17 protein-coding genes are annotated in these 19,990 nt (G+C 44.5%); 10 read left to right on the top strand and 7 right to left on the bottom strand.

Going from position 1 to position 19,990, the window contains the following annotated elements; translation table 11 throughout:
- Positions 1–209 precede the first annotated feature (209 nt).
- Entirely contained in the window at positions 210–686 is a 477-nt protein-coding gene (locus AACU28_RS21975; protein ID WP_017095048.1) for a hypothetical protein, read from the top strand.
- A 279-nt stretch (positions 687–965) separates the two neighbouring features.
- Here the strand turns inward: AACU28_RS21975 and AACU28_RS21970 are convergent, their stop codons facing one another.
- Entirely contained in the window at positions 966–2,111 is a 1,146-nt protein-coding gene (locus AACU28_RS21970) for a Na/Pi symporter (protein WP_004735026.1), read from the bottom strand.
- Between the two features lie 389 nt (positions 2,112–2,500).
- On the opposite strand from AACU28_RS21970, the gene nhaR reads away from it, so the two are divergent.
- Both nhaR and AACU28_RS21960 read left to right on the top strand, forming a co-directional pair.
- On the top strand, positions 2,501–3,391 hold the full coding sequence (nhaR, locus tag AACU28_RS21965; protein WP_004735027.1) for a transcriptional activator NhaR: 891 nt from the start codon (positions 2,501–2,503) through the stop codon (positions 3,389–3,391).
- 99 nt (positions 3,392–3,490) lie between these two features.
- The gene (locus tag AACU28_RS21960) at positions 3,491–3,784 is read left to right on the top strand and encodes an ArsR/SmtB family transcription factor (protein ID WP_004735028.1); all 294 of its coding nucleotides are present in this window, start codon (positions 3,491–3,493) and stop codon (positions 3,782–3,784) included.
- Positions 3,785–4,239: 455 nt separating this feature from the next.
- Here the strand turns inward: AACU28_RS21960 and rpsT are convergent, their stop codons facing one another.
- Positions 4,240–4,500 carry a 30S ribosomal protein S20 gene (gene rpsT, locus AACU28_RS21955; protein WP_012603273.1) on the bottom strand — a complete coding sequence of 87 codons (261 nt, stop codon included), beginning with the start codon at positions 4,498–4,500 and terminating at the stop codon, positions 4,240–4,242.
- Positions 4,501–4,751: 251 nt separating this feature from the next.
- Between rpsT and murJ the strand changes: the two genes are divergently transcribed.
- From murJ to ispH, 6 genes are all read left to right on the top strand, one after another.
- Positions 4,752–6,314 (top strand): murein biosynthesis integral membrane protein MurJ, encoded by a 1,563-nt coding sequence (gene murJ, locus AACU28_RS21950; RefSeq protein WP_054542819.1) that lies wholly within the window; start codon positions 4,752–4,754, stop codon positions 6,312–6,314.
- A 70-nt stretch (positions 6,315–6,384) separates the two neighbouring features.
- Positions 6,385–7,320, top strand: a complete 936-nt coding sequence (ribF, locus tag AACU28_RS21945; RefSeq protein ID WP_017077722.1) for a bifunctional riboflavin kinase/FAD synthetase — start codon at positions 6,385–6,387, stop codon at positions 7,318–7,320.
- 63 nt (positions 7,321–7,383) lie between these two features.
- Entirely contained in the window at positions 7,384–10,242 is a 2,859-nt protein-coding gene (ileS, locus tag AACU28_RS21940) for an isoleucine--tRNA ligase (protein WP_121603592.1), read from the top strand.
- Between the two features lie 160 nt (positions 10,243–10,402).
- Complete coding sequence (gene lspA / locus AACU28_RS21935) at positions 10,403–10,903, top strand: signal peptidase II (protein ID WP_004735054.1); 501 nt, start codon at positions 10,403–10,405, stop codon at positions 10,901–10,903.
- 194 nt (positions 10,904–11,097) lie between these two features.
- On the top strand, positions 11,098–11,529 hold the full coding sequence (fkpB, locus tag AACU28_RS21930) for an FKBP-type peptidyl-prolyl cis-trans isomerase (protein ID WP_012603277.1): 432 nt from the start codon (positions 11,098–11,100) through the stop codon (positions 11,527–11,529).
- A gap of 216 nt (positions 11,530–11,745) precedes the next feature.
- Complete coding sequence (gene ispH, locus AACU28_RS21925; protein WP_012603278.1) at positions 11,746–12,702, top strand: 4-hydroxy-3-methylbut-2-enyl diphosphate reductase; 957 nt, start codon at positions 11,746–11,748, stop codon at positions 12,700–12,702.
- A gap of 157 nt (positions 12,703–12,859) precedes the next feature.
- On the opposite strand, the gene btsR is transcribed toward ispH, so the two are convergent.
- From btsR to AACU28_RS21910, 3 genes are all read right to left on the bottom strand, one after another.
- Positions 12,860–13,591: a two-component system response regulator BtsR gene (btsR, locus tag AACU28_RS21920; RefSeq protein WP_017077726.1), complete on the bottom strand. Its 732-nt coding sequence runs from the start codon at positions 13,589–13,591 to the stop codon at positions 12,860–12,862.
- 105 nt (positions 13,592–13,696) lie between these two features.
- On the bottom strand, positions 13,697–15,367 hold the full coding sequence (locus AACU28_RS21915) for a sensor histidine kinase (RefSeq protein WP_017091340.1): 1,671 nt from the start codon (positions 15,365–15,367) through the stop codon (positions 13,697–13,699).
- Positions 15,368–15,665: 298 nt separating this feature from the next.
- Positions 15,666–17,156 carry a carbon starvation CstA family protein gene (locus AACU28_RS21910; RefSeq protein ID WP_017077728.1) on the bottom strand — a complete coding sequence of 497 codons (1,491 nt, stop codon included), beginning with the start codon at positions 17,154–17,156 and terminating at the stop codon, positions 15,666–15,668.
- Between the two features lie 252 nt (positions 17,157–17,408).
- Between AACU28_RS21910 and AACU28_RS21905 the strand changes: the two genes are divergently transcribed.
- Positions 17,409–17,759 carry a DUF2799 domain-containing protein gene (locus AACU28_RS21905; protein ID WP_004735048.1) on the top strand — a complete coding sequence of 117 codons (351 nt, stop codon included), beginning with the start codon at positions 17,409–17,411 and terminating at the stop codon, positions 17,757–17,759.
- Positions 17,760–17,853: 94 nt separating this feature from the next.
- Here AACU28_RS21905 and murQ read toward each other — a convergent pair whose 3' ends face one another.
- The gene (gene murQ / locus AACU28_RS21900) at positions 17,854–18,774 is read right to left on the bottom strand and encodes an N-acetylmuramic acid 6-phosphate etherase (protein ID WP_121603591.1); all 921 of its coding nucleotides are present in this window, start codon (positions 18,772–18,774) and stop codon (positions 17,854–17,856) included.
- Between the two features lie 45 nt (positions 18,775–18,819).
- The gene (locus AACU28_RS21895) at positions 18,820–19,935 is read right to left on the bottom strand and encodes an anhydro-N-acetylmuramic acid kinase (protein WP_054542814.1); all 1,116 of its coding nucleotides are present in this window, start codon (positions 19,933–19,935) and stop codon (positions 18,820–18,822) included.
- Positions 19,936–19,990: the final 55 nt, after the last annotated feature.

Here is a 19,990-nt window from a genome sequence, read left to right as displayed (position 1 = left end):
CCTTTCCTAAACCACAAAATTCTCTCTGAAGTGAAGACGTTGAGTTACCGCTAATAGTAACGGCTCTTCTGCAAGGTTTTCTTGTGCCGACAGGCTTCTCAACATGTTTGATTATTGTTTGGACTCAGGCTCGATTGCCTTGCATCAAGCGTAAAAACATCGACTTCCACATACTGGTAACCAAATCATTAATTATTTGGGGTACACACATGTTGAAGAAGTTTGCTTTTCAGATCATTCCAATTCAGATCTTCTTATTCGTCTTTTGGTTCAAAAATGGCTTTGTCGATAAAGTGATGGGCGTTGTGCTTGGCTTTATTACGCCAGATACCGCTTATTCAGGTGATACTTGGGCTGGCTGGAAAGGCTATATTGTAGGAACTTGGGATAAGAGCCAAATCGGTCATGCTCTACTGAGTCCAACATTCGATTTCATGTTCCCTATTTTGATTGCTTTGCAATGTGTGCCGTTTTTACTGGTTATCCGTTCGGTATTTGCAGGTGAGTTCATGTCTGGCAAGGAGCGTCCGTGGTTACTCTATGCTGCCTTTGCTTCTCTGTTTGTGACTTCTTGTATGGCTTTCACTCAAACCATCACAGGTGCAAGCGACGGGCAGTATCTATGGCAACTTATCGGCTTTGGCATGGTTGCCATTATGTATCTGCGTAATGAGCAAGGTAAGTAAGCGTTGTTTAGATGCGGGATACGAAGGGTAGCTAGATACGAGTAAACGAGATGCGGGATACGAAGAGCGTCTTTAGATTTGAGTCAGTGAGGTACTGAGTACCAAACGCAGATAATGAGAGGAAGTCGCTTTTCGTCACTCTCTACTCGAATCTCGTATCTTCTTTTTGTTTCCCACATCTGCCTTTCAGAAAAGAAAAAGCCCGCAACCTAGGAGGTTGCGGGCTTTGTTATAAGCGATGTGTCTTGTTAGCGGTTAAGCTATCTAATTATTTAGCGATTAAGCCGTCAGTGCTAACACGGTACCAGGCAGTACAAGGAATACCGCAATAAGGTAACCAGCCACTACAGATTTATTCTTCACAGCCATGTCAGAAATAATATCAGCGGCTTTTACTGGTAGTTCACGTAGGAACGGAATACCAAAGATGAATACCGTTGCCATGATGTTGAACACCAAGTGTACTAGAGCAATCTGCAGTGCAAATACTGCGAACTCACCAGATACTGCTGTCGCTGCTAATAGAGCGGTAATACACGTACCGATGTTTGCACCCAGAGTGAATGGGTAAACGTCACGTACTTTAAGGACACCTGAACCTACTAGTGGAACCATCAAGCTTGTTGTCGTAGAAGATGACTGAACAAGGATAGTAACGATAGAGCCAGAAGCGATACCGTGGATAGGACCACGACCAATTGCATTCTTTAGAATCTCACGAGCACGACCCACCATCAGGCTCTTCATTAGCTTACCCATTACCGTGATAGCTACGAAGATAGTCGCGATACCTAGAACGATAAGCATGATACCACCAACAGTGTCGCCAAATGTCGATAGTGGCTCTTTAATCGCACTGACTACTGGTTTAGTGATTGGCTTGATGAAGTTAAGACCACCCATGCTCATATCACCTGTTGCTAGCATCGGTGATACTAACCAGTGAGAAATCTTCTCTAGAATACCAAACGCCATCTCTAGTGGTAGGAATATAGCAACGGCTAATAGGTTAAAGAAGTCGTGAATCGTCGCACTTGCGAATGCACGTTTGAACTCATCTTTACAACGAACATGACCAAGACTAACTAGCGTATTGGTTACTGTAGTACCAATGTTCGCACCCATGATCATAGGGATTGCTAGCTCAACAGGTAAACCACCTGCCACGAGGCCAACGATAATTGAAGTAACTGTACTTGATGATTGAATAAGTGCTGTTGCCACTAAACCAATCATTAAGCCTGCAACTGGGTGTGAAGCAAATTCGAAAAGAACCTTTGCTTGCTCGCCTGTTGCCCATTTGAAGCCTGTACCAACCATTGAAACTGAAAGTAATAGTAGGTAAAGCATGAATGCCAAGTTAGCCCAGCGTAGCCAACGAGTTGTGCTCGAGATAGGCGCTGCTGCAGTAGTAGCTTGGTTCATAATGTTTTCTCCATTGGACCGTTTAAGTCTGTGTTTGGTCTGTTTGTTTAATCTGAGCGTGATGTTAGAGAACAAATATTTCAGTAATATTACATTTTGGTTTAGGTGAGACTTTTTTGTGATGATTTGCCCTTTAAATATTTGGCCTTGAAATGACGGTGGCTTAACTTGTTGTTTTTATGGGGTTTTATTCGTATTTTTGATAGGTGATATAGATCTTAAAAGTTAGAGAAAAATTAAAAATAATTGCTGAAATATTACATTATGAAATCAGACACTTCGAAAAAATAAGTAGTAATAACTAGTTTGGTTAGGTTTTTCCGAGTTTGTTGAGCGAAGGTGTCATATTTGATATAAAAGGGTATCTACTCTTTTATTACGGCACATCTATGTCGCACCTCAACTATAACCACCTTTATTACTTCTGGATGGTTTGCAAGCAAGGCTCTGTTACTAAAGCTGCAGAAGCTCTATTCCTAACACCACAAACGGTAACAGGTCAGATAAAAGCGTTAGAAGAGCGTATGGATGGCAAGTTGACCAAGCGCAATGGTCGCAGTGTTGAGCCTACAGAGCTTGGACAGCTAGTCTTTAAATATTCCGACCGTATGTTTGGCCTGAGCTACGAGATGCTGGATATCGTGAATTACAGCCAGCACTCCAATATTCTGTTTGATGTTGGTGTTGCAGATGCGCTGTCTAAAAGGCTTGTCAGCAAGATACTGATGTCGACCATTCCCCCAGATAACAGTATTCATTTACGCTGCTTTGAATCGACCCATGAAATGCTACTTGAGCAACTGTCTCAACATAAGCTCGATATGATCTTGTCTGACTGTCCGGTGGACTCTAGTCAAAGTCCTGGCCTGTTTAGTAAGAAGTTAGGTGAGAGTGGAATGAGTTTTTTCAGTTCGGGTAAGGTTGAAGGTGTTAGCTTCCCGGCTGTATTAGAGCAAAGAAAGCTTTTGATCCCAGGAAGTCGCACCTCGATGGGGCGTAAAGTGCTGCAATGGTTTGATAGACAAGGACTTAAACCTGATATTTTGGGTGAGTTTGATGACGCGGCATTGATGAAGGCTTTTGCTCGTTATCACGATGACGCTATCTTCTTAGCGCCTACGCTTTATATGTCTGAAGTTGAAGAGGATTCATCACTGCAATTATTGGTTGGTATTGAAGAATTAAAAGAGGAGTACTACGTCATATTTGCTGAGAGGATGATCCAACATCCAGCAGTAAAAAATGTATGTGACGCAGATTTTAGCAAATTGTTCGAGTGAGGCGGTTTGTTAATGAATTGATATCGATTATCATAACGCCACCATATGCCGGAAATACTAATAGCCGTAGTTGGTGTAAAGGTTGTAGGGAGCCAAACTATGAACTTAAAAGAGATGGAGAAGAACTCAGCGCAAGCTGTGATTCTACTCAAAGCCATGGCCAACGAGCGTCGCTTACAGATTTTGTGCCTATTACATGGTACTGAGCTGTCAGTTGGGGAGTTGTGTGGCAAGTTGGAACTGAGTCAGTCTGCTTTATCTCAACATCTTGCTTGGTTGAGAAGAGATGGTTTGGTCGAAACTCGCAAAGAAGCTCAAACTGTGTATTACACATTGAGCAGTGAAGAAGTAAAAGCGATGATTAACCTACTGCATGGTATTTACTGCAAGTAGCTTATTGCTGGTGGGAGGGGGATTTCTTATCAGTGATAGAATGACACAAGGAAGTGTCAGTATTTCATGTCGAATGTTAGTGCCTATCTATTTACCAACCTATCTATTTATCTATTTATCTATTTTCTTGTCTGTTTATTTTCTCGTTGTCTGTTTTTTATATGCTTAGTTGTCTATCGGTAAGCGATACATCTTGTCGTCAGCGATATGCCTTTAGTCAGCGATATGCCTTTAGTCAGCGATATGCCTTTAGTCAGCGATATGCCTTTTAGTAAGAAAATACGTGTCAGTTAGCCAAATGCCTTTTAGTAAGCTGGTATCTGCCGGCAAACCACGTGCTTTTAAGTAAGCTAAGTAATGTTCAGCAAGAAAAATCGCTGTGTTACTCAAAATTTAGATATAAAAAAACCGGCCGAGGCCGGTTTTTTTCGTTTTGCGTTGTAATCAAATTTCTATTAAAGAGCTTTGATTGCAGCAGCGAAACGAGACTTATGACGTGCAGCTTTATTCTTATGAATAAGGCCTTTAGTCGCCATGCGGTCTAGAAGAGGTGTAACTTCTACAAGAGCAGCAGTTGCAGCTTCTTTATTGCCAGCTTCAATAGCTGCAATAGTTTTTTTCATGTAAGTGCGCATCATAGAACGACGGCTAGCATTGTGCTGGCGACGTTTCTCAGCTTGGATAGCGCGCTTCTTAGCAGATTTACTGTTTGCCAAGGTCTAACTCCCAAAAACTTAGTTCGGTGACAATTTAAGGGCGAGGACTATCCCTCATAGGCGCTTAATTGTCAAATGATTTGTGCAAAAACCAATCTCAGCCAAAACAAATTTTGGTATGGAAAGGTCATCGCGGTTAAGATGGCGGGGATTCTAACAGCATTTTTAGACCAATGCTAATAATTATGCTTCTAAGGACAGGATAGTATTTATCCTTGCTTGAAAGTAATCAACCAGTGTCAGAGGTTTCTGTGAGTAAACGACTATTAAAGTCAGGCCTGATTGTCAGTGCAATGACTTTTGTTTCCCGTGTGTTGGGGCTAGTACGTGATGTAGTAGTAGCAAATTTGATGGGAGCAGGAGCGAGTGCCGACGTATTTTTCTTCGCTAATAAAATTCCTAATTTCTTACGTCGACTTTTTGCAGAAGGTGCGTTTTCTCAAGCGTTTGTTCCTGTATTAACAGAATATCACGCCGCAGGTGATAAAGATAAGACACGAGATTTAATTGCTAAAGTGTCGGGTACGCTCGGGGTTTTAGTGTCTATAGTGACCGTTCTCGGAGTCTTGGGCTCGGGCGTGATCACTGCGATGTTTGGTGCAGGTTGGTTTATCGATTGGTTGAATGATGGCCCAGCAGCCCCTAAATTCGAGCTGGCGAGCTTTATGCTCAAGATTACCTTTCCTTATTTATGGTTTATTACCTTTGTTGCCTTATCTGGTGCAATCCTCAATACCATGGGTAAATTTGCGGTTTCGTCATTTACACCTGTTTTCTTGAACGTAATGATCATTGCTTGTGCTTGGTTTCTTGCTCCTAATTTAGAACAGCCTGAAATTGGCTTGGCAATTGGTGTGTTTCTTGGTGGTTTAGTCCAATTTCTTTTCCAAATGCCTTTCTTGATAAAAGCGGGTGTTCTGGTTAAGCCGAAGTGGGGCTGGAGAGATCCGGGTGTGGTTAAGATCCGCACGCTAATGATCCCAGCTCTGTTCGGTGTATCGGTCAGCCAAATTAACTTATTGTTTGATACCTTTATTGCTAGCTTCCTAGCGACCGGTTCGATCAGTTGGTTGTATTATTCAGACCGACTGCTTGAATTCCCACTAGGTCTATTCGGTATTGCGATTGCGACTGTCATTCTTCCTGCTTTGTCTCGTAAACACGTTGAAGCTCAAGGTGAAGGGTTTGCGCACACCATGGACTGGGGTGTGCGTATGGTGTTGCTGCTTGGTATTCCTGCGATGTTAGGCTTGATAGTTTTAGCTAAGCCGATGCTGATGGTGCTCTTCATGCGTGGTGAGTTTTCGCCACATGATGTACAGCAGGCATCAATGTCATTAGTTGCTTACGCATCGGGTTTGCTTAACTTCATGCTGATTAAAGTGTTAGCTCCGGGCTATTACTCTCGCCAAGATACTAAAACCCCTGTGAAGTACGGCATTATCGCCATGGTCACCAACATGGTGTTCAACGCGATTTTTGCGTATTTCTATGGTTATGTTGGTTTGGCGATAGCGACGGCATTATCTGCCTTTGTGAATATGGCCTTGTTGTATCGTGGATTGCATCTTGCAGGTGTGTATCAATTATCTAAGACAACCTTGTTGTTCAGTGCCAAATTGATTATCTCAGGCGTAGTGATGGTTGCGGCGATTTTATGGCAGTTGGATAATATGCAACATTGGCTTGAATGGAGCTTTAGCCAGAGAGCACTAACATTAACAGGCTTGATTGGACTTGGTGGCTTTGTTTATATTGTTTCGGTACTGATTTTAGGTATCCGAGTAAAACATTTAAAAGCAGCGACAGATTAATACTGATTAGTATATAATCCGTCGGTTTCACACAATAAATGATGCAAATAACAGGTTTTAGCTGATCATAATGGAACTGATCCGAGGTATACACAATATTAAAGCGCAGCATCATGGCTGTGTATTAACCATAGGTAACTTCGATGGTGTTCATTTAGGACATCAAGAGGTTCTGAGTCAGGTTTCTAAACAAGCTGCAGCATTAGGGCTCCCTTCTGTTGTCATGACGTTTGAACCACAGCCTATGGAGCTGTTTGCCCGAGGTAAAGCGCCAGCACGTTTAACTCGCTTACGAGATAAATATGTGCAACTGAGTAAGCTAGATATCAGTCGGTTGTTGTGTGTGAATTTCAATCAGTATTTTGCAAGCTTATCCGCAGAAGCATTCATTAAGGATCTTTTGGTTGATAAGCTTGGTGTGAAATTCTTGGTGGTTGGTGACGATTTTTGCTTTGGCAAAGGTCGAACAGGTAATTTCGCGATGCTTAAAGAAGCGGGCGAAAAATATGGTTTTGAGGTGGTAAGCACCCAAAGCTATTGCTTAAATCAATTACGAGTAAGCAGCACTGAGATACGGAATGCACTAGCGGTCGATGATTTGGCTGCAAGTGCTACCATGTTAGGCCGTGACTACAGTATTAGTGGTCGTGTGTCTCATGGTCGAAAACTAGGGAGAACTATCGGTTTCCCTACCGCTAACATTCCATTGAAGCGTTGTGTTTCTCCTGTATCGGGAGTGTATGTTGTTGAAGCATTGGATATCGACGGTGTTCCTGTCGGTGGCGTTGCTAATATTGGACAACGACCAACGGTTAATGGTGTAAGGCAGCAATTAGAAGTGCACTTTTTTGACTTTAAAGCCAATTTATATGGTAAACAGTTAGAAGTACGACTTTTGCACAAACTGCGCGACGAGATAAAATTTGAATCGTTCGACGCACTAAAGAATCAAATAGAATTGGATGCTGAAGCCGCAAGGGTGTGGCTGCTTCAGCTAAAGAATTAGTCGGATGATTCCACCGATTAACATAATGTCTAACTTCGCCCAATATAACGGAATTAAGAATCGATGAGTGATTATAAAGATACCCTGAACTTACCAGAAACAGGGTTCCCAATGCGCGGCAATCTGGCAAATCGTGAACCAGAAATGCTGAAGCGTTGGTACAAAGAAGATCTTTACGGCGAAATCCGTAAGGCAAAGAAAGGTAAAAAATCTTTCGTGCTGCATGATGGCCCTCCATACGCGAACGGCGACATTCACATTGGCCACGCGCTGAATAAGATTCTTAAAGACATTATTATCAAATCTAAGACCCTTTCTGGTTTTGATGCACCGTACATCCCAGGTTGGGACTGTCACGGTCTTCCAATCGAGTTAATGGTTGAGAAGAAGAAAGGTAAGCCTGGTCAGAAGATTTCGGCTGCTGAATTCCGCGAAGAGTGTCGTAAGTACGCTGCGGGCCAAGTTGAAGGTCAGAAAGAGAGCTTCAAACGTCTTGGTATCATGGGCGAGTGGGATAAACCTTACCGCACTATGGATTTCGGCACTGAAGCGAACATCATTCGTTCTCTAGGCAAAATCGCAGACAAAGGTCACCTTCTTAAAGGTTTTAAACCCGTTCACTGGTGTACTGACTGTGGTTCTGCTTTGGCTGAAGCTGAAGTTGAATATAAAGATAAAGTTTCTCCATCTATCGATGTGAAATTTACAGCAGCTGACGAAGCGGCGCTTCTAGAGAAATTTACTCTAGCGGAAGGTCACGCGGGTCAGGGCGAAATCTCTATCGTTATCTGGACGACAACACCGTGGACTCTGCCTGCTAACCGCGCAGTATGTCTACGTGATGATCTTGAATACGTACTTATCCAAGTTGAAGCGAATGGCGAACAGCCAGCTCAACGTATCGTTGTTGCTTCTGAACTAGCAAAAGACGTAATGGATCGTACAGGTATCGAGCACTTCCATAACCTTGGTTTTGCGACTGGTGCTGATCTTGAGCTTTCTCAGTTCAACCACCCGTTCTACGATTTTACTGTTCCTGCTGTTCTTGGCGACCACGTTACAACGGATTCAGGTACTGGTGTGGTTCACACTGCGCCTGGTCATGGTCAAGAGGATTTCGTGGTTGGTAAGAAGTACGACCTAGAAATCGCTAACCCAGTAGGCTCAAACGGCGTTTACCTGCCAGATACTGAGCTATTTGCTGGTCAGCATGTATTCAAAGCGAACGATTCTGTTTTAGAAGTTCTAAAACAGAAAGGTGCACTACTGCATCACCACGCTTACGAGCACAGCTACCCACACTGTTGGAGACATAAAACTCCAATCATCTTCCGTGCAACACCGCAGTGGTTCATCTCTATGGATCAAGCTGGCCTACGTGCAAAAGCACTAGAGTCAACGAAGAGTGTTGAATGGATGCCAGAATGGGGTCAAAGCCGTATCGAAGGTATGATCGAAGGTCGCCCTGAGTGGTGTATCTCTCGTCAACGTACTTGGGGTGTGCCAATTGCTCTGTTCGTTCATAAAGAAACATCAGAACTTCACCCAGATAGCCCAGCTCTTATTGAAAAAGTAGCGAAGCTTGTGGAAGAAAAAGGTATTCAAGCTTGGTGGGATGTAGATGCTGCTGAACTTATGGGTGCTGAAGACGCTGACAAGTACGAGAAAGTACTTGATACGTTAGACGTATGGTTCGACTCAGGTGTAACGCACTTCTCTGTTGTGGATTCTCGTGAAGAGTACAACTTCCCGAATGAAGAAAGAACGCACAGTGCTGATCTGTACCTTGAAGGTTCTGACCAACACCGTGGCTGGTTCCAGTCATCTTTGATTTCATCTATCGCGATGAAAGACGAAGCACCATACAAGCAAGTGCTAACGCACGGTTTCGTGGTTGATGGTAACGGCCGTAAGATGTCTAAATCTATCGGTAACGTTGTTGCTCCTAAAGATGTAACCAACAAGCTAGGCGCAGATATCCTACGTCTATGGGTTGCTTCTACGGATTACACTAACGAAGTTGCGGTTTCTGACGAGATCCTTAAGCGTTCTGCTGATGCATACCGTCGTATTCGTAACACGGCTCGTTTCTTCCTAGCGAACTTGAACGGTTTCAACCCTGAAACTGACCTAGTGCCTGCTGAAGAAATGGTAGCACTTGATCGCTGGGCTGTTGGCCGTGCTCAAGCTGCACAAGAAGAGATTGTTAAAGCATACGGTGAGTACAACACTCACGGTGTGACTCAGCGTCTAATGCAGTTCTGTTCTATCGAAATGGGTTCTTTCTACCTAGACGTAATTAAAGACCGTCAGTACACAGCGAAACAGGGCAGCCATGCTCAACGTAGCTGTCAAACGGCGCTTTACTACATCGTAGAAGCTCTAGTTCGTTGGATGGCGCCTATCATGTCGTTCACTGCAGATGAAATCTGGAACGAGATGCCTGGCGAACGCGACACGTTTGTATTCACAGGCGAGTGGTTCGAAGGCCTATTTGGTCTTGCTGACGACGAAGAGCTAAGCAACGAATTCTGGACTGAAATCCAGTCTGTTCGTGGCGCAGTGAACAAGCTTCTTGAAGATGCTCGTAAAGAGAAAACGATCGGTGGTGCATTGCAGGCTGAAGTGACTCTATACGCTGACGACGCACTGGCTGCTAAAATCAACAAGCTAGAAGATGAGCTACGTTTCGTACTTATCACCTCTGCTGCTGTTGTTAAGCCGCTTAGCGACAAGTCTGATACAGCTCAAGCGACAGACGTTGCAGGTCTATACGTTGAAGTTGCAGCAACTGAAGCTGAGAAGTGTGACCGTTGCTGGCACCACACTCCAGATGTAGGCACAATCGAAGGTCACGAGAAAATTTGTGGTCGTTGTGTGTCGAACATCGACGGTGAAGGCGAAGTGCGTAAATACGCATAACGACTCAGAGAAAGACTGAACTTTTTGTAAAAATCATAGCCCCAGTATCAACTGGGGTTATTTTTAATTATAGGAAATGTGTTTAACCGAGTTGAGCGCTCATCATCTCTTAAACAGGATGATTAAATGGGTACTGGCTTCGTAAATACTAGGAATAGAAATGAGTGAAGTTTCGTTAAAACAATCTGGTGTGCGTTGGTTATGGCTGGCTCTGTTGGTCTTCCTTGCCGATATTGGCATCAAGCTATTCGTCATGGACAATATGGGTTATGGCTGGGCAAACCGTATTGAGGTGTTGCCATTCTTTAACTTTTTGTATGTCCATAACTATGGTGCAGCATTTAGCTTTCTGAGCGATCAGAGTGGCTGGCAGCGTTGGTTATTTACGGGTATCGCTTTTGCGGTAACGGGCATGCTGACATACTGGATGAGTAAACTACCTGCGGCAGAGAAGTGGAATAACATTGCTTATGCGATCATCATTGGTGGCGCTGTTGGTAACGTATTTGACCGAGTAGTACACGGCTTTGTTGTCGATTACTTAGATTTCTATTGGGGTACTTACCATTGGCCTGCGTTTAACTTAGCGGATATGGGGATCTGTATCGGTGCTGCGATGATCATCCTAGATGGCTTCCGCAAGAAAGATGAAAGCAAATAGGCGACTCAGGTATTAATGAGTATTAACTAAATCGCTTTGAATTAGATTGCTCTAAAGTCAGTCTATGACTCACAGAATAGAATAGCCCTAAGCGCTGTCGGTTGATTCCGGCGGCGCTTTTTTTTATGCTTCAGTCAACAAGGAAGCAAAGCACAGCGCATCCTCAAATAATAAAGAAATCTAAGGAAAGTAACGTGGCAGCAATTAAAAATGATTCAGCAGTAACTCTACATTTTACGATTAAAATGAAGGATGGTTCAGTTGCCGATAGCACCGAAAATATGGGTAAGCCTGCGAAGTTCGTTATGGGTGATGGCAGCCTAAGTGAGAACTTTGAACAGTGCCTGATTGGTCTTGAAACGGGGACTGAAAAGTCTATCGAATTGAAGGCGCAAGACGCGTTTGGTATGCCAAATCCAGATCACATTCATCATATGGATCGTGCTAAGTTTGTTGGCGACTCTGAAGTCGAAGTTGGCACTATTATGGCTTTCTCTGGTCCTGATGGTATGGAAATTCCAGGTATTATCACTGAGATCGCGGGCGATTCAGTGACGGTTGATTTTAATCATCCATTAGCAGGCCAAGACGTTACGTTCGACGTTAACATCTTAGCGGTGGACTAACTATTTTAGCGGTGGATTAACTATCTTAGCGTTAGAATAGCTATCTTAACGTTAGAATCGCTATCTTGACGTTAGAATCGCTATCTTGACGGTTGAATAACATCACCTTACAGCTGTGATGTAACCCAGAGCTTCACTGTCTAGGCGCTTCACTGTAGAATGCGAGCCTCGCTGACAGCGAACTCTATAGAAGCAACCTTAGTACCGCGGTAAATGATGAGCAATGAAATGAAAATAATGTTAGCTAACCCTCGTGGCTTTTGTGCCGGTGTCGATCGTGCGATCAGTATTGTTGAGCGTGCACTCGAAATGTACCAGCCACCGATCTATGTTCGTCATGAAGTGGTACACAACCGCTTTGTTGTTGAAGGGCTAAAGCAACGTGGTGCTATTTTTGTCGAAGAGTTAAGTGAAGTGCCAGACGATAACATCGTGATCTTCTCTGCTCACGGTGTTTCTCAAGCCGTTCGTAAAGAAGCGAAAGAGCGCGAACTCACCGTATTTGATGCAACGTGTCCTTTGGTAACCAAAGTTCATATGGAAGTTGCTCGTGCGAGCCGCAAGCATATGGAAGTGGTTCTGATTGGTCACGCAGGTCACCCTGAGGTTGAAGGCACCATGGGTCAGTACGCTAGCCAAACTGGTGGTATGTACTTGGTTGAAAGACCAGAGGATGTACAGAACCTCGTGGTGAATGATCCAAGTAACTTGCATTATGTTAGCCAAACCACTTTGTCAGTTGATGAAACGGCGGATGTGATTGAAGAGCTGCGTCGAGTGTTCCCTGAGATCCAAGGCCCACGTAAAGACGACATTTGCTACGCGACTCAAAACCGTCAGGATGCTATCCGTGAGATGGCCGGTGATGTTGATGTCGTGATAGTTGTTGGTTCTAAGAACTCATCGAACTCAACACGTTTGAAAGAGCTAGCTGAAAAGCTAGGCACGCCAGGTTATCTAACAGACTGCCCTGAAGACATTCAAACTGAATGGGTTGAAGGGAAAAAGAAAATCGGTGTAACAGCCGGTGCTTCTGCTCCTGAAGAGTTGGTAAACCAAATCTTAGATCGTATTCGTGAGCTGGGTGCTACCGAGGTTGAAGAGATTCAAGGTCGTGAAGAGAACATGTTCTTCGAAGTGCCGAAAGAGCTGCAGATTAAGCAAGTCGACTAATCGCTATTGATTGGTGACAAGATCGATTCGTAACTCTATCGATTCGCAAACACTATCGATTTGTAAACACTATTGATTTGTAAACAGCAGGAAGCCAACGTTGATGCGTTGGCTTTTTTGATCGTGCTTTGGAACAAGGCGTCGAATTTCTAACAGGTTACTGGAGACCGAGTTGCTCTTTTAAAGTCTTTAAATAACGACGACTGACAGGTACTTCAAAGCCAGTCAGCGTGATGATCTCCGCTAATCCATTTTCCAACAGTTTGATCTCTTGGATCGATTTTATGTTGATCAAATACTGTCGATGACAACGGATCAAATCGGTTTTTTCTTCCAAGATCTTCAGGGTTAACTGTGAGGTCGCCGTTTGTGAGGAGCTACGAACATGCACACCACTGATATCTGAATAAGCGCACTCGACCGTTTGGCTTGCCATGATCACAATGCGGTTGTGGCCGATACACGGGATCTGCTCTAAACGGCACGGAGCAATCGCTGAGATGTCTTGTTCCGGTGCTTTGTGGTTCTGCTTGATGACCTTATTCAGACGACAAACACTCTTGTTTAACCGACAAGGTTCAACCGGTTTGAGTAGGTAGTCAAAAGCGTTATCTTCAAAGGCTTGAATCGCATATTGGTCGTAGGCGGTGACGAATACCACGTAAGGCATGGTGTCAGGGTCAAGCATGCTTAACAGTTCAATTCCGGTAACCTGCGGCATTTGGATATCCAAATACACCACATCAGGCTTGAGCAGATTGATCTGTTTAAGTCCTTCGATCGCGTTACTTGCTTGGCCGATGATTTCCACTTCTCCTGTTTCGGTCAGTAGTTCAATCAGTTCTTCGCGAGCAAAAAGCTCATCATCGACAACTAATGCCTTTAACATCCTACAATCTTCATCTTGGTTCTATCCCTGCTTGATTCACGCTTATCTTTTAAATGTCAGCTTCTAAATGTTTCAACTCGGAGCGATTCGTCTCCGAAAATACCTTTATTTTAGTATAGGTATGATAAAACTCATTCGAGTGAATTGCTGTGGTTGAGATTCTATTTTTAGTGCTGAATCTTGTCCAAAGAAATTAGTGAGTCGTTTATCAACAATTTCCATACCTAGTCCAACATGATCTTTCGATGGCTTTTGATAATTGCCCGCGTTGTCTTCAACGGTCAACTTAACCCCACCCTTGAAAGCCTCGCTATAGATCTTCACTTTGCCACCTTCCAGCATGTTAGAAATCCCATGTTTGATGGCATTTTCTACTAGCGGTTGTAGGGTAAAGCTTGGCAGCTGCGACTCATACAGTTGTGGGTCAATATCCCATTCCACTTCTAATCGATCGGTAAAGCGTGCCTTCTCTATGGTTAGATACGCATTAACGTGTGCTAGTTCGTCTTTGAGTTTTACCGTGTTGATGTTCTGCTTCAGGTTACTTCTAAAGAAGTGAGACAGATGTTGAATGAGCTCACGTGCTTTATCAGGGTCACGACGTGTAACGGCACTGATGGTGTTAAGTGCATTAAACAAAAAGTGTGGGTTCACCTGTGCATGCAGCAGTTTGATTTCCGCTTGGGTGAGCAGCGTTTGCTGTTGTTGATAATTACTAAACAGGATCTGGCTCGACAATAGCTGAGCGATACCTTCACCCATCGACATATTGATGGTCGAGAATAGTTTCAGCTTTGGCTCATACAGTTTGATGGTTCCGATGACTTCGTTTCCTGCTCTTAACGGGATAATTAGCGCGGAGCCTAACTTACAATCCTGCGACAAGGAGCATTGGTATGGATTCTCTTTGCCATCAAGGTAGATGATGTCGTTCTGTTCCATCGAAGTGAGCGTGCTCTGCGATGAAATAGGGGTGTTCGGAATATGGTGTTCATCACCAATGCCGATGAACGCGAGGATTTTTTCTCGGTCGGTGATCGCCACCGCACCAACGTTGGTCTCTTCGTAAATGATCCGCACGATTTTTTGCGCGTTATCCGAATTGAACCCTCCATGCAAAATACCCACTGAACGCTCGGCGATGGTTAATGCGCGGCGTGAGAAAGTTGCCGAATACTTCTCGAAGATGGTTTTCCGATCTTGGATGATGCTCATGAACAGCGCCGCACCGACCGAGTTAGCAATGATCATTGGTGCGGCAATATCGGACACTAAGGCATAAGATTGCTCGAATGGTTTCGCGACCGCTAACAGAATTAGCATCTGAATAATCTCTGCAAACAGGGTTACCGAGAAAACCACCAATGGATTAAACAGCTGGCTGGCTTTGTTCTTTCTCACTAGGTAAACGTGTAATAGGCCGCCAATCAAGCCTTCTGCTGTTGTTGAAATCGCGCAAGCTAGATCGGTGAATCCACCCAAAGAGTAACGATGGATTCCGCCAGTAAAACCGACCGCAAAGCCGACAACCGGACCACCAAACAGGCCACCCATAACGGCACCCATCGCACGAGTGTTGGCGATCGCGTCATTAATCTGCAGTCCAAAATAGGTGCCCATAATACAGAACAGGGAAAACAGAACGTAGCAGCTTATCTTATGACTTAAGCGTGAAGAGATGCTCAACAAAGGAAGAATCAGTGGAGTCTTGCTGAGCATGTAAGCAATCACTAAGTAGACACAGGTTTGTTGCAGCAGAGAGAGAATGAGTTCCATATTTTCACCTATTGAGACGCTGGTTAAGTGTAAAGCTCATTGCGTAGTAACGGTAGCTTTGCTTGTGTTTTCATTGGTTATATCGAGTTGCGATTGCTTGTCAGGCGGAGATACCAATATTGATGTACGAATGTTGATGTACCAATGCTGAGATACAGTAAAGCCCATCACAGAGGACGGGCTTTAGTCTTAATTTCCACGAATCACTGGGTGATTACGGGAGCAAGCGAAGTGTGTTTGGCTTGTTCTTTTGTCTCTCTATGAAGACGTGTCTCTTGTTATCAAGAGTCTGAAAGAACTAGGCGGTTTTGGTGACGCCTTTTGCTTCTTTTTCTTCTTCATCAGCAAGGTCGATATCGCCTTTGCCTTTTGAAATTTTGATAACGTAAGCTGCAATTCCGAATGCACTCACCACGCCGATGATGGTTGAAAGCTGCATTGGTAGACCAAAGCCCAGTTGGCTGTTGTTCAGGATGAATGTGATACACACAGATGTCATGAACACAGCTGGAACCGTTGTTACCCAGTGCAGTTTATTGTGACGAAGTAGGTAAGCCGAAGCTGTCCATAGCATCATGACTGCTGTTGATTGGTTAGCAAAACCGAAGTAGCGCCAGATGATGCCGAAGTCTACTTGAGTCAGGATGCCACCGATAACGAACAGTGGTAGAGCCATCAGTAGGCGGTTACGCAGTGTCTTCTGTTCCATGTTGAAGTATTCAGCAAGGATAAGACGGCTTGAACGGAACGCTGTATCACCAGAAGTGATAGGCAGGATAACCACGCCAAGGAAAGCAAGGATACCGCCAAATACACCCAGTAGGCCAAATGAAGCGCTGTATACCACGTTACCAGGGCCGCCGTTTGCAATCGCGTCAGATAAAGATTCAACTGAACCGAAGAATGACAGAGCAAGCGCACACCAGATTAGAGCGATGATGCCTTCACCAATCATTGCACCGTAGAATACGAAGCGACCGTTTTTCTCATTTTCCATGCAACGCGCCATTAGTGGAGACTGAGTTGCGTGGAAGCCAGAGATAGCACCACAAGCGATGGTGATAAATAGAGCAGGCCAAAGCGGTAGATCGTTAGGGTTCATGTTAGTGAACATGTCTTTCATCTCGAAGCCACCCATGATTTGGTGCTCATCAGACAGACCAATCGCAGTGATTAGGCCAACAGACATAAAGATAAGCAGTGCACCGAACAGTGGGTAGAAGCGACCAATGATTTTATCGACAGGGACAATCGTTGCGATGATGTAGTAAGCAAAGATGATGACAACCATGGTGCTCGTAGACATTACGAAATCAGTTTGGTCGTTCACTAGGTTAGTGATCATGCCTGCTGGAGCCGAAACGAATACCACACCAACAAGAAGCAGTAGAACAATGGCAAAGATGTTCATAAAGTGTTTTGCGCCATTGCCTAGGTAACGTCCAGTGATGGTTGGAACTGAAGCGCCACCATTGCGGATAGATAACATACCTGAGAAGTAGTCGTGTACGGCACCTGCGAAGATACAACCTAGCACGATCCAAAGCATTGCTGCTGGGCCGTAAAGGGCACCCATGATAGGGCCGAAGATTGGACCTACACCTGCAATGTTAAGCAGTTGAACTAGGTAAACCTTTGGCGTCGACATTGGAACGAAGTCCACGCCGTCTTGCTTGGTGTGAGCGGGTGTTTGACGCTTTTCATTGATACCGAAAATCTTCTCGATAAAGGCACCGTAAATAAAGTAGCCACCAATGAGTGCTGCAACACAGGTAAGAAACCACATCATAATTTGTTATCCCTGAATGTATTAATTAAGTCAGGGTGTATATTAAAGGAGTGTATGAGAAGAAACTTCCGCTATGAGAGTGAGTGGTCGAATAGCTAATTAAGTGGTGTTATAACTGATTGAGCGGTTTGTTCTCTTGCTTAAGAGGGCAACAACATACAATGAGTGGACATCAGTACGTGTTCAGCGGAGAATCGCCACAAAGGCAGCGCTTCGTCAGGAAGTGGTGAAGTAACAATATAAAGGATTGAAATGAAAAAAATAATAGCACTATTCGCCGTGGCATTTAGCCTTGCAGGATGCAGCGCCAATGTTCAAGATTTAGCGGCCGAAGGCAATTGGCAAGAGATTGGCTATCGTGACGGTATCAAAGGTAACACTCAACGTTCTTACCAAGAGATGACTAAGCTTGGAACGGTAGATCAATCAAGCTACAGCAAAGGTTACTATCTAGGTGTTACAGAATACTGCAACCCAAACCATGCTTATCAAATTGGTTTATCTGGCCAGGTTTATGAAGGCGTTTGTTCAGGTACGGAAGACGCTCAACGTTTCCGTATGGAATGGCAGCGCGGCTGGGATGAGTTTTCTAACGACTACTAAGCTCAAGCTAGCGATTAGAAATTAAAAAGACCAGTGCCGTATGTGTACTGGTCTTTTTTTTGTAGCGAGAGTAACGCTCACAGCAGAACCTAGATTACTGATTATTCTCGACTGCTTTTCTCAAGAAGCCATTTTGTTGATCAAGTTGAGCCTTGGCCAGTTCTAAATCTAGCCCTGTTAGAATCATCAAAATAGACAATTTCACATCGTAATCAGTCGTTTTTAGTGTTGATACTGCCAGTGCTTTGTCACACTCCGTTGCTTGGATAACGATACGAGCAGCGCGGGCAACCAATTTTTCATTGGTCGCTTTTACGTCGACCATCAAGTTCTGGTAGCTCTTACCAATACGAATCATGCTGGCAGTAGTCAGCATGTTGAGCACCAATTTTTGCGCGGTACCTGATTTGAGGCGTGTGGAACCGGTTAAGGCTTCTGGGCCAACCACTGGGCTTATCGCGATTTGAGCAATCTCAGCAATCGGAGAGCCAGGGTTACAAGACAGCGCAACCGTCACCGCACCAATCTGATTGGCGTAGTTGAGTGCACCAATTACGTAAGGTGTGCGGCCACTAGCCGCGATGCCTACCACGACATCATTTTCTGTAAATTGAATGGCTTTCAGGTCTTCAATTCCGAGAGTCAACGAATCTTCCGCTCCCTCTTTGGCTTTTAAAATCGCTTCTGGTCCGCCAGCGATTAAGCCGATAACCATTTTGTCTGAAACACCGAAAGTCGGAGGGCACTCTGAGGCATCTAAAACACCTAGTCGACCACTGGTGCCTGCGCCCATATAGATCAGTCGGCCACCGTTTTGAAAGGCATGAGCGATCTTATCAACCGCTTTCGCGATCTGTGGTAATTCGGCTTCGATCGCCAGTGGTACCTGTTTGTCTTGTTGGTTAATCTTTTCAACCACTTCGAGAGAGGTGAGTAGATCAATATCCATAGTGTCAGGGTTTCTCCCCTCCGAAACGAGGTGCGAGAGCGCTGATATGAGAGCGTCGTTACTCATAATGATCCTTAAATGGTGATTCTAAAATGATGGTTCTAAAATTGTTTAGACAGCACGATAGAGAACGCCTAGAGAGGCAGCTCTGCTTGCGCCAGTCACTTCTGGTAAATTGCTTGGCAGTTGATGAACATGACGTTGAGCAAGCCACGCAAAGGCCATGGCTTCCATGTAGTCGGCATCAACGCCTTTACTGGTGGTCGACTCAACCTCCCAGCCAGGAAGCAGTTCAGACAGTCTTTTCATCAACAATGGATTTCTCGTACCACCGCCACACACATACAGTGCAGGTTGGTTACCCAAGCGATAAGTTTCCACTTCATTGGCTATCGTCAATGCGGTGTATTCACAAAGTGTGCGCTGAACATCTTCTGCTGCAAGGTCTTTAAATTCTGTAAGTTGTTGTTCTAGCCACGGTAGATTAAACAGCTCTCTGCCAGTGCTTTTCGGTGGTAATTGAGATAGATAAGATTCATTCAACAGCTGTTCGAGTAAGGCTTGATTTAGTTGGCCTTTAAGTGCGAATTGCGCATCACGGTCAAACTTCTCACCCGTGTGTTTATCTACCCAAGCGTCCATTAACATATTGCCTGGGCCAGTATCATAACCAAGAGTAGGCTGATTCGGGCGCAGCACTGAAATATTCGAGATACCACCAATGTTCAACACCACAACCGAGCTGTCTCGCGGGTGAAAAATCGTATGGTGAAACGCTGGTACTAATGGCGCACCTTGTCCGCCAAGCGCCATGTCTTTGCGTCTGAAATCAGCGACTGTTTGAATCTCTGTTTTTGCGGCAATGATATTGGCGTCACCCAACTGCATGGTAAATGGCGAATCACCGGTTGGCTGGTGGAATACTGTTTGGCCATGGTTACCAATCGCAGTCACAGAAGATGCAGGCGTACCTGACTTGTCGAGAAGTTGTAGAACCGCATCAGCAAATAGATGACCAAGCTGGTGGTCGAGTTCGCCAATGGCAATCAAATCGGTTTTCTGACCAATACAAACTTCAAGCAAACGCGCTTTAATATCATCTGGCATAGGGAACTCATCATGAGCGAGCAATGTAATACCAGTGTCTTCAATCGAAACTAAGGCCGTATCAACGCCGTCCATACTCGTTCCCGACATCACACCGATATACAGTTCTTTATGATCCATTCCTAAGCACTTGCCCTGCATTCTTAAAGTCTTCCACAGATTGGTTTAAAAACAT

The sequence above is a fragment of the Vibrio sp. SBT000027 genome (assembly GCF_963894355.1).
Taxonomy (GTDB): Bacteria; Pseudomonadota; Gammaproteobacteria; order Enterobacterales; family Vibrionaceae; genus Vibrio; species Vibrio splendidus.
Note: the sequence above shows the minus strand (reverse complement) of the source record. Positions and strands in the feature narration are given on the sequence as shown.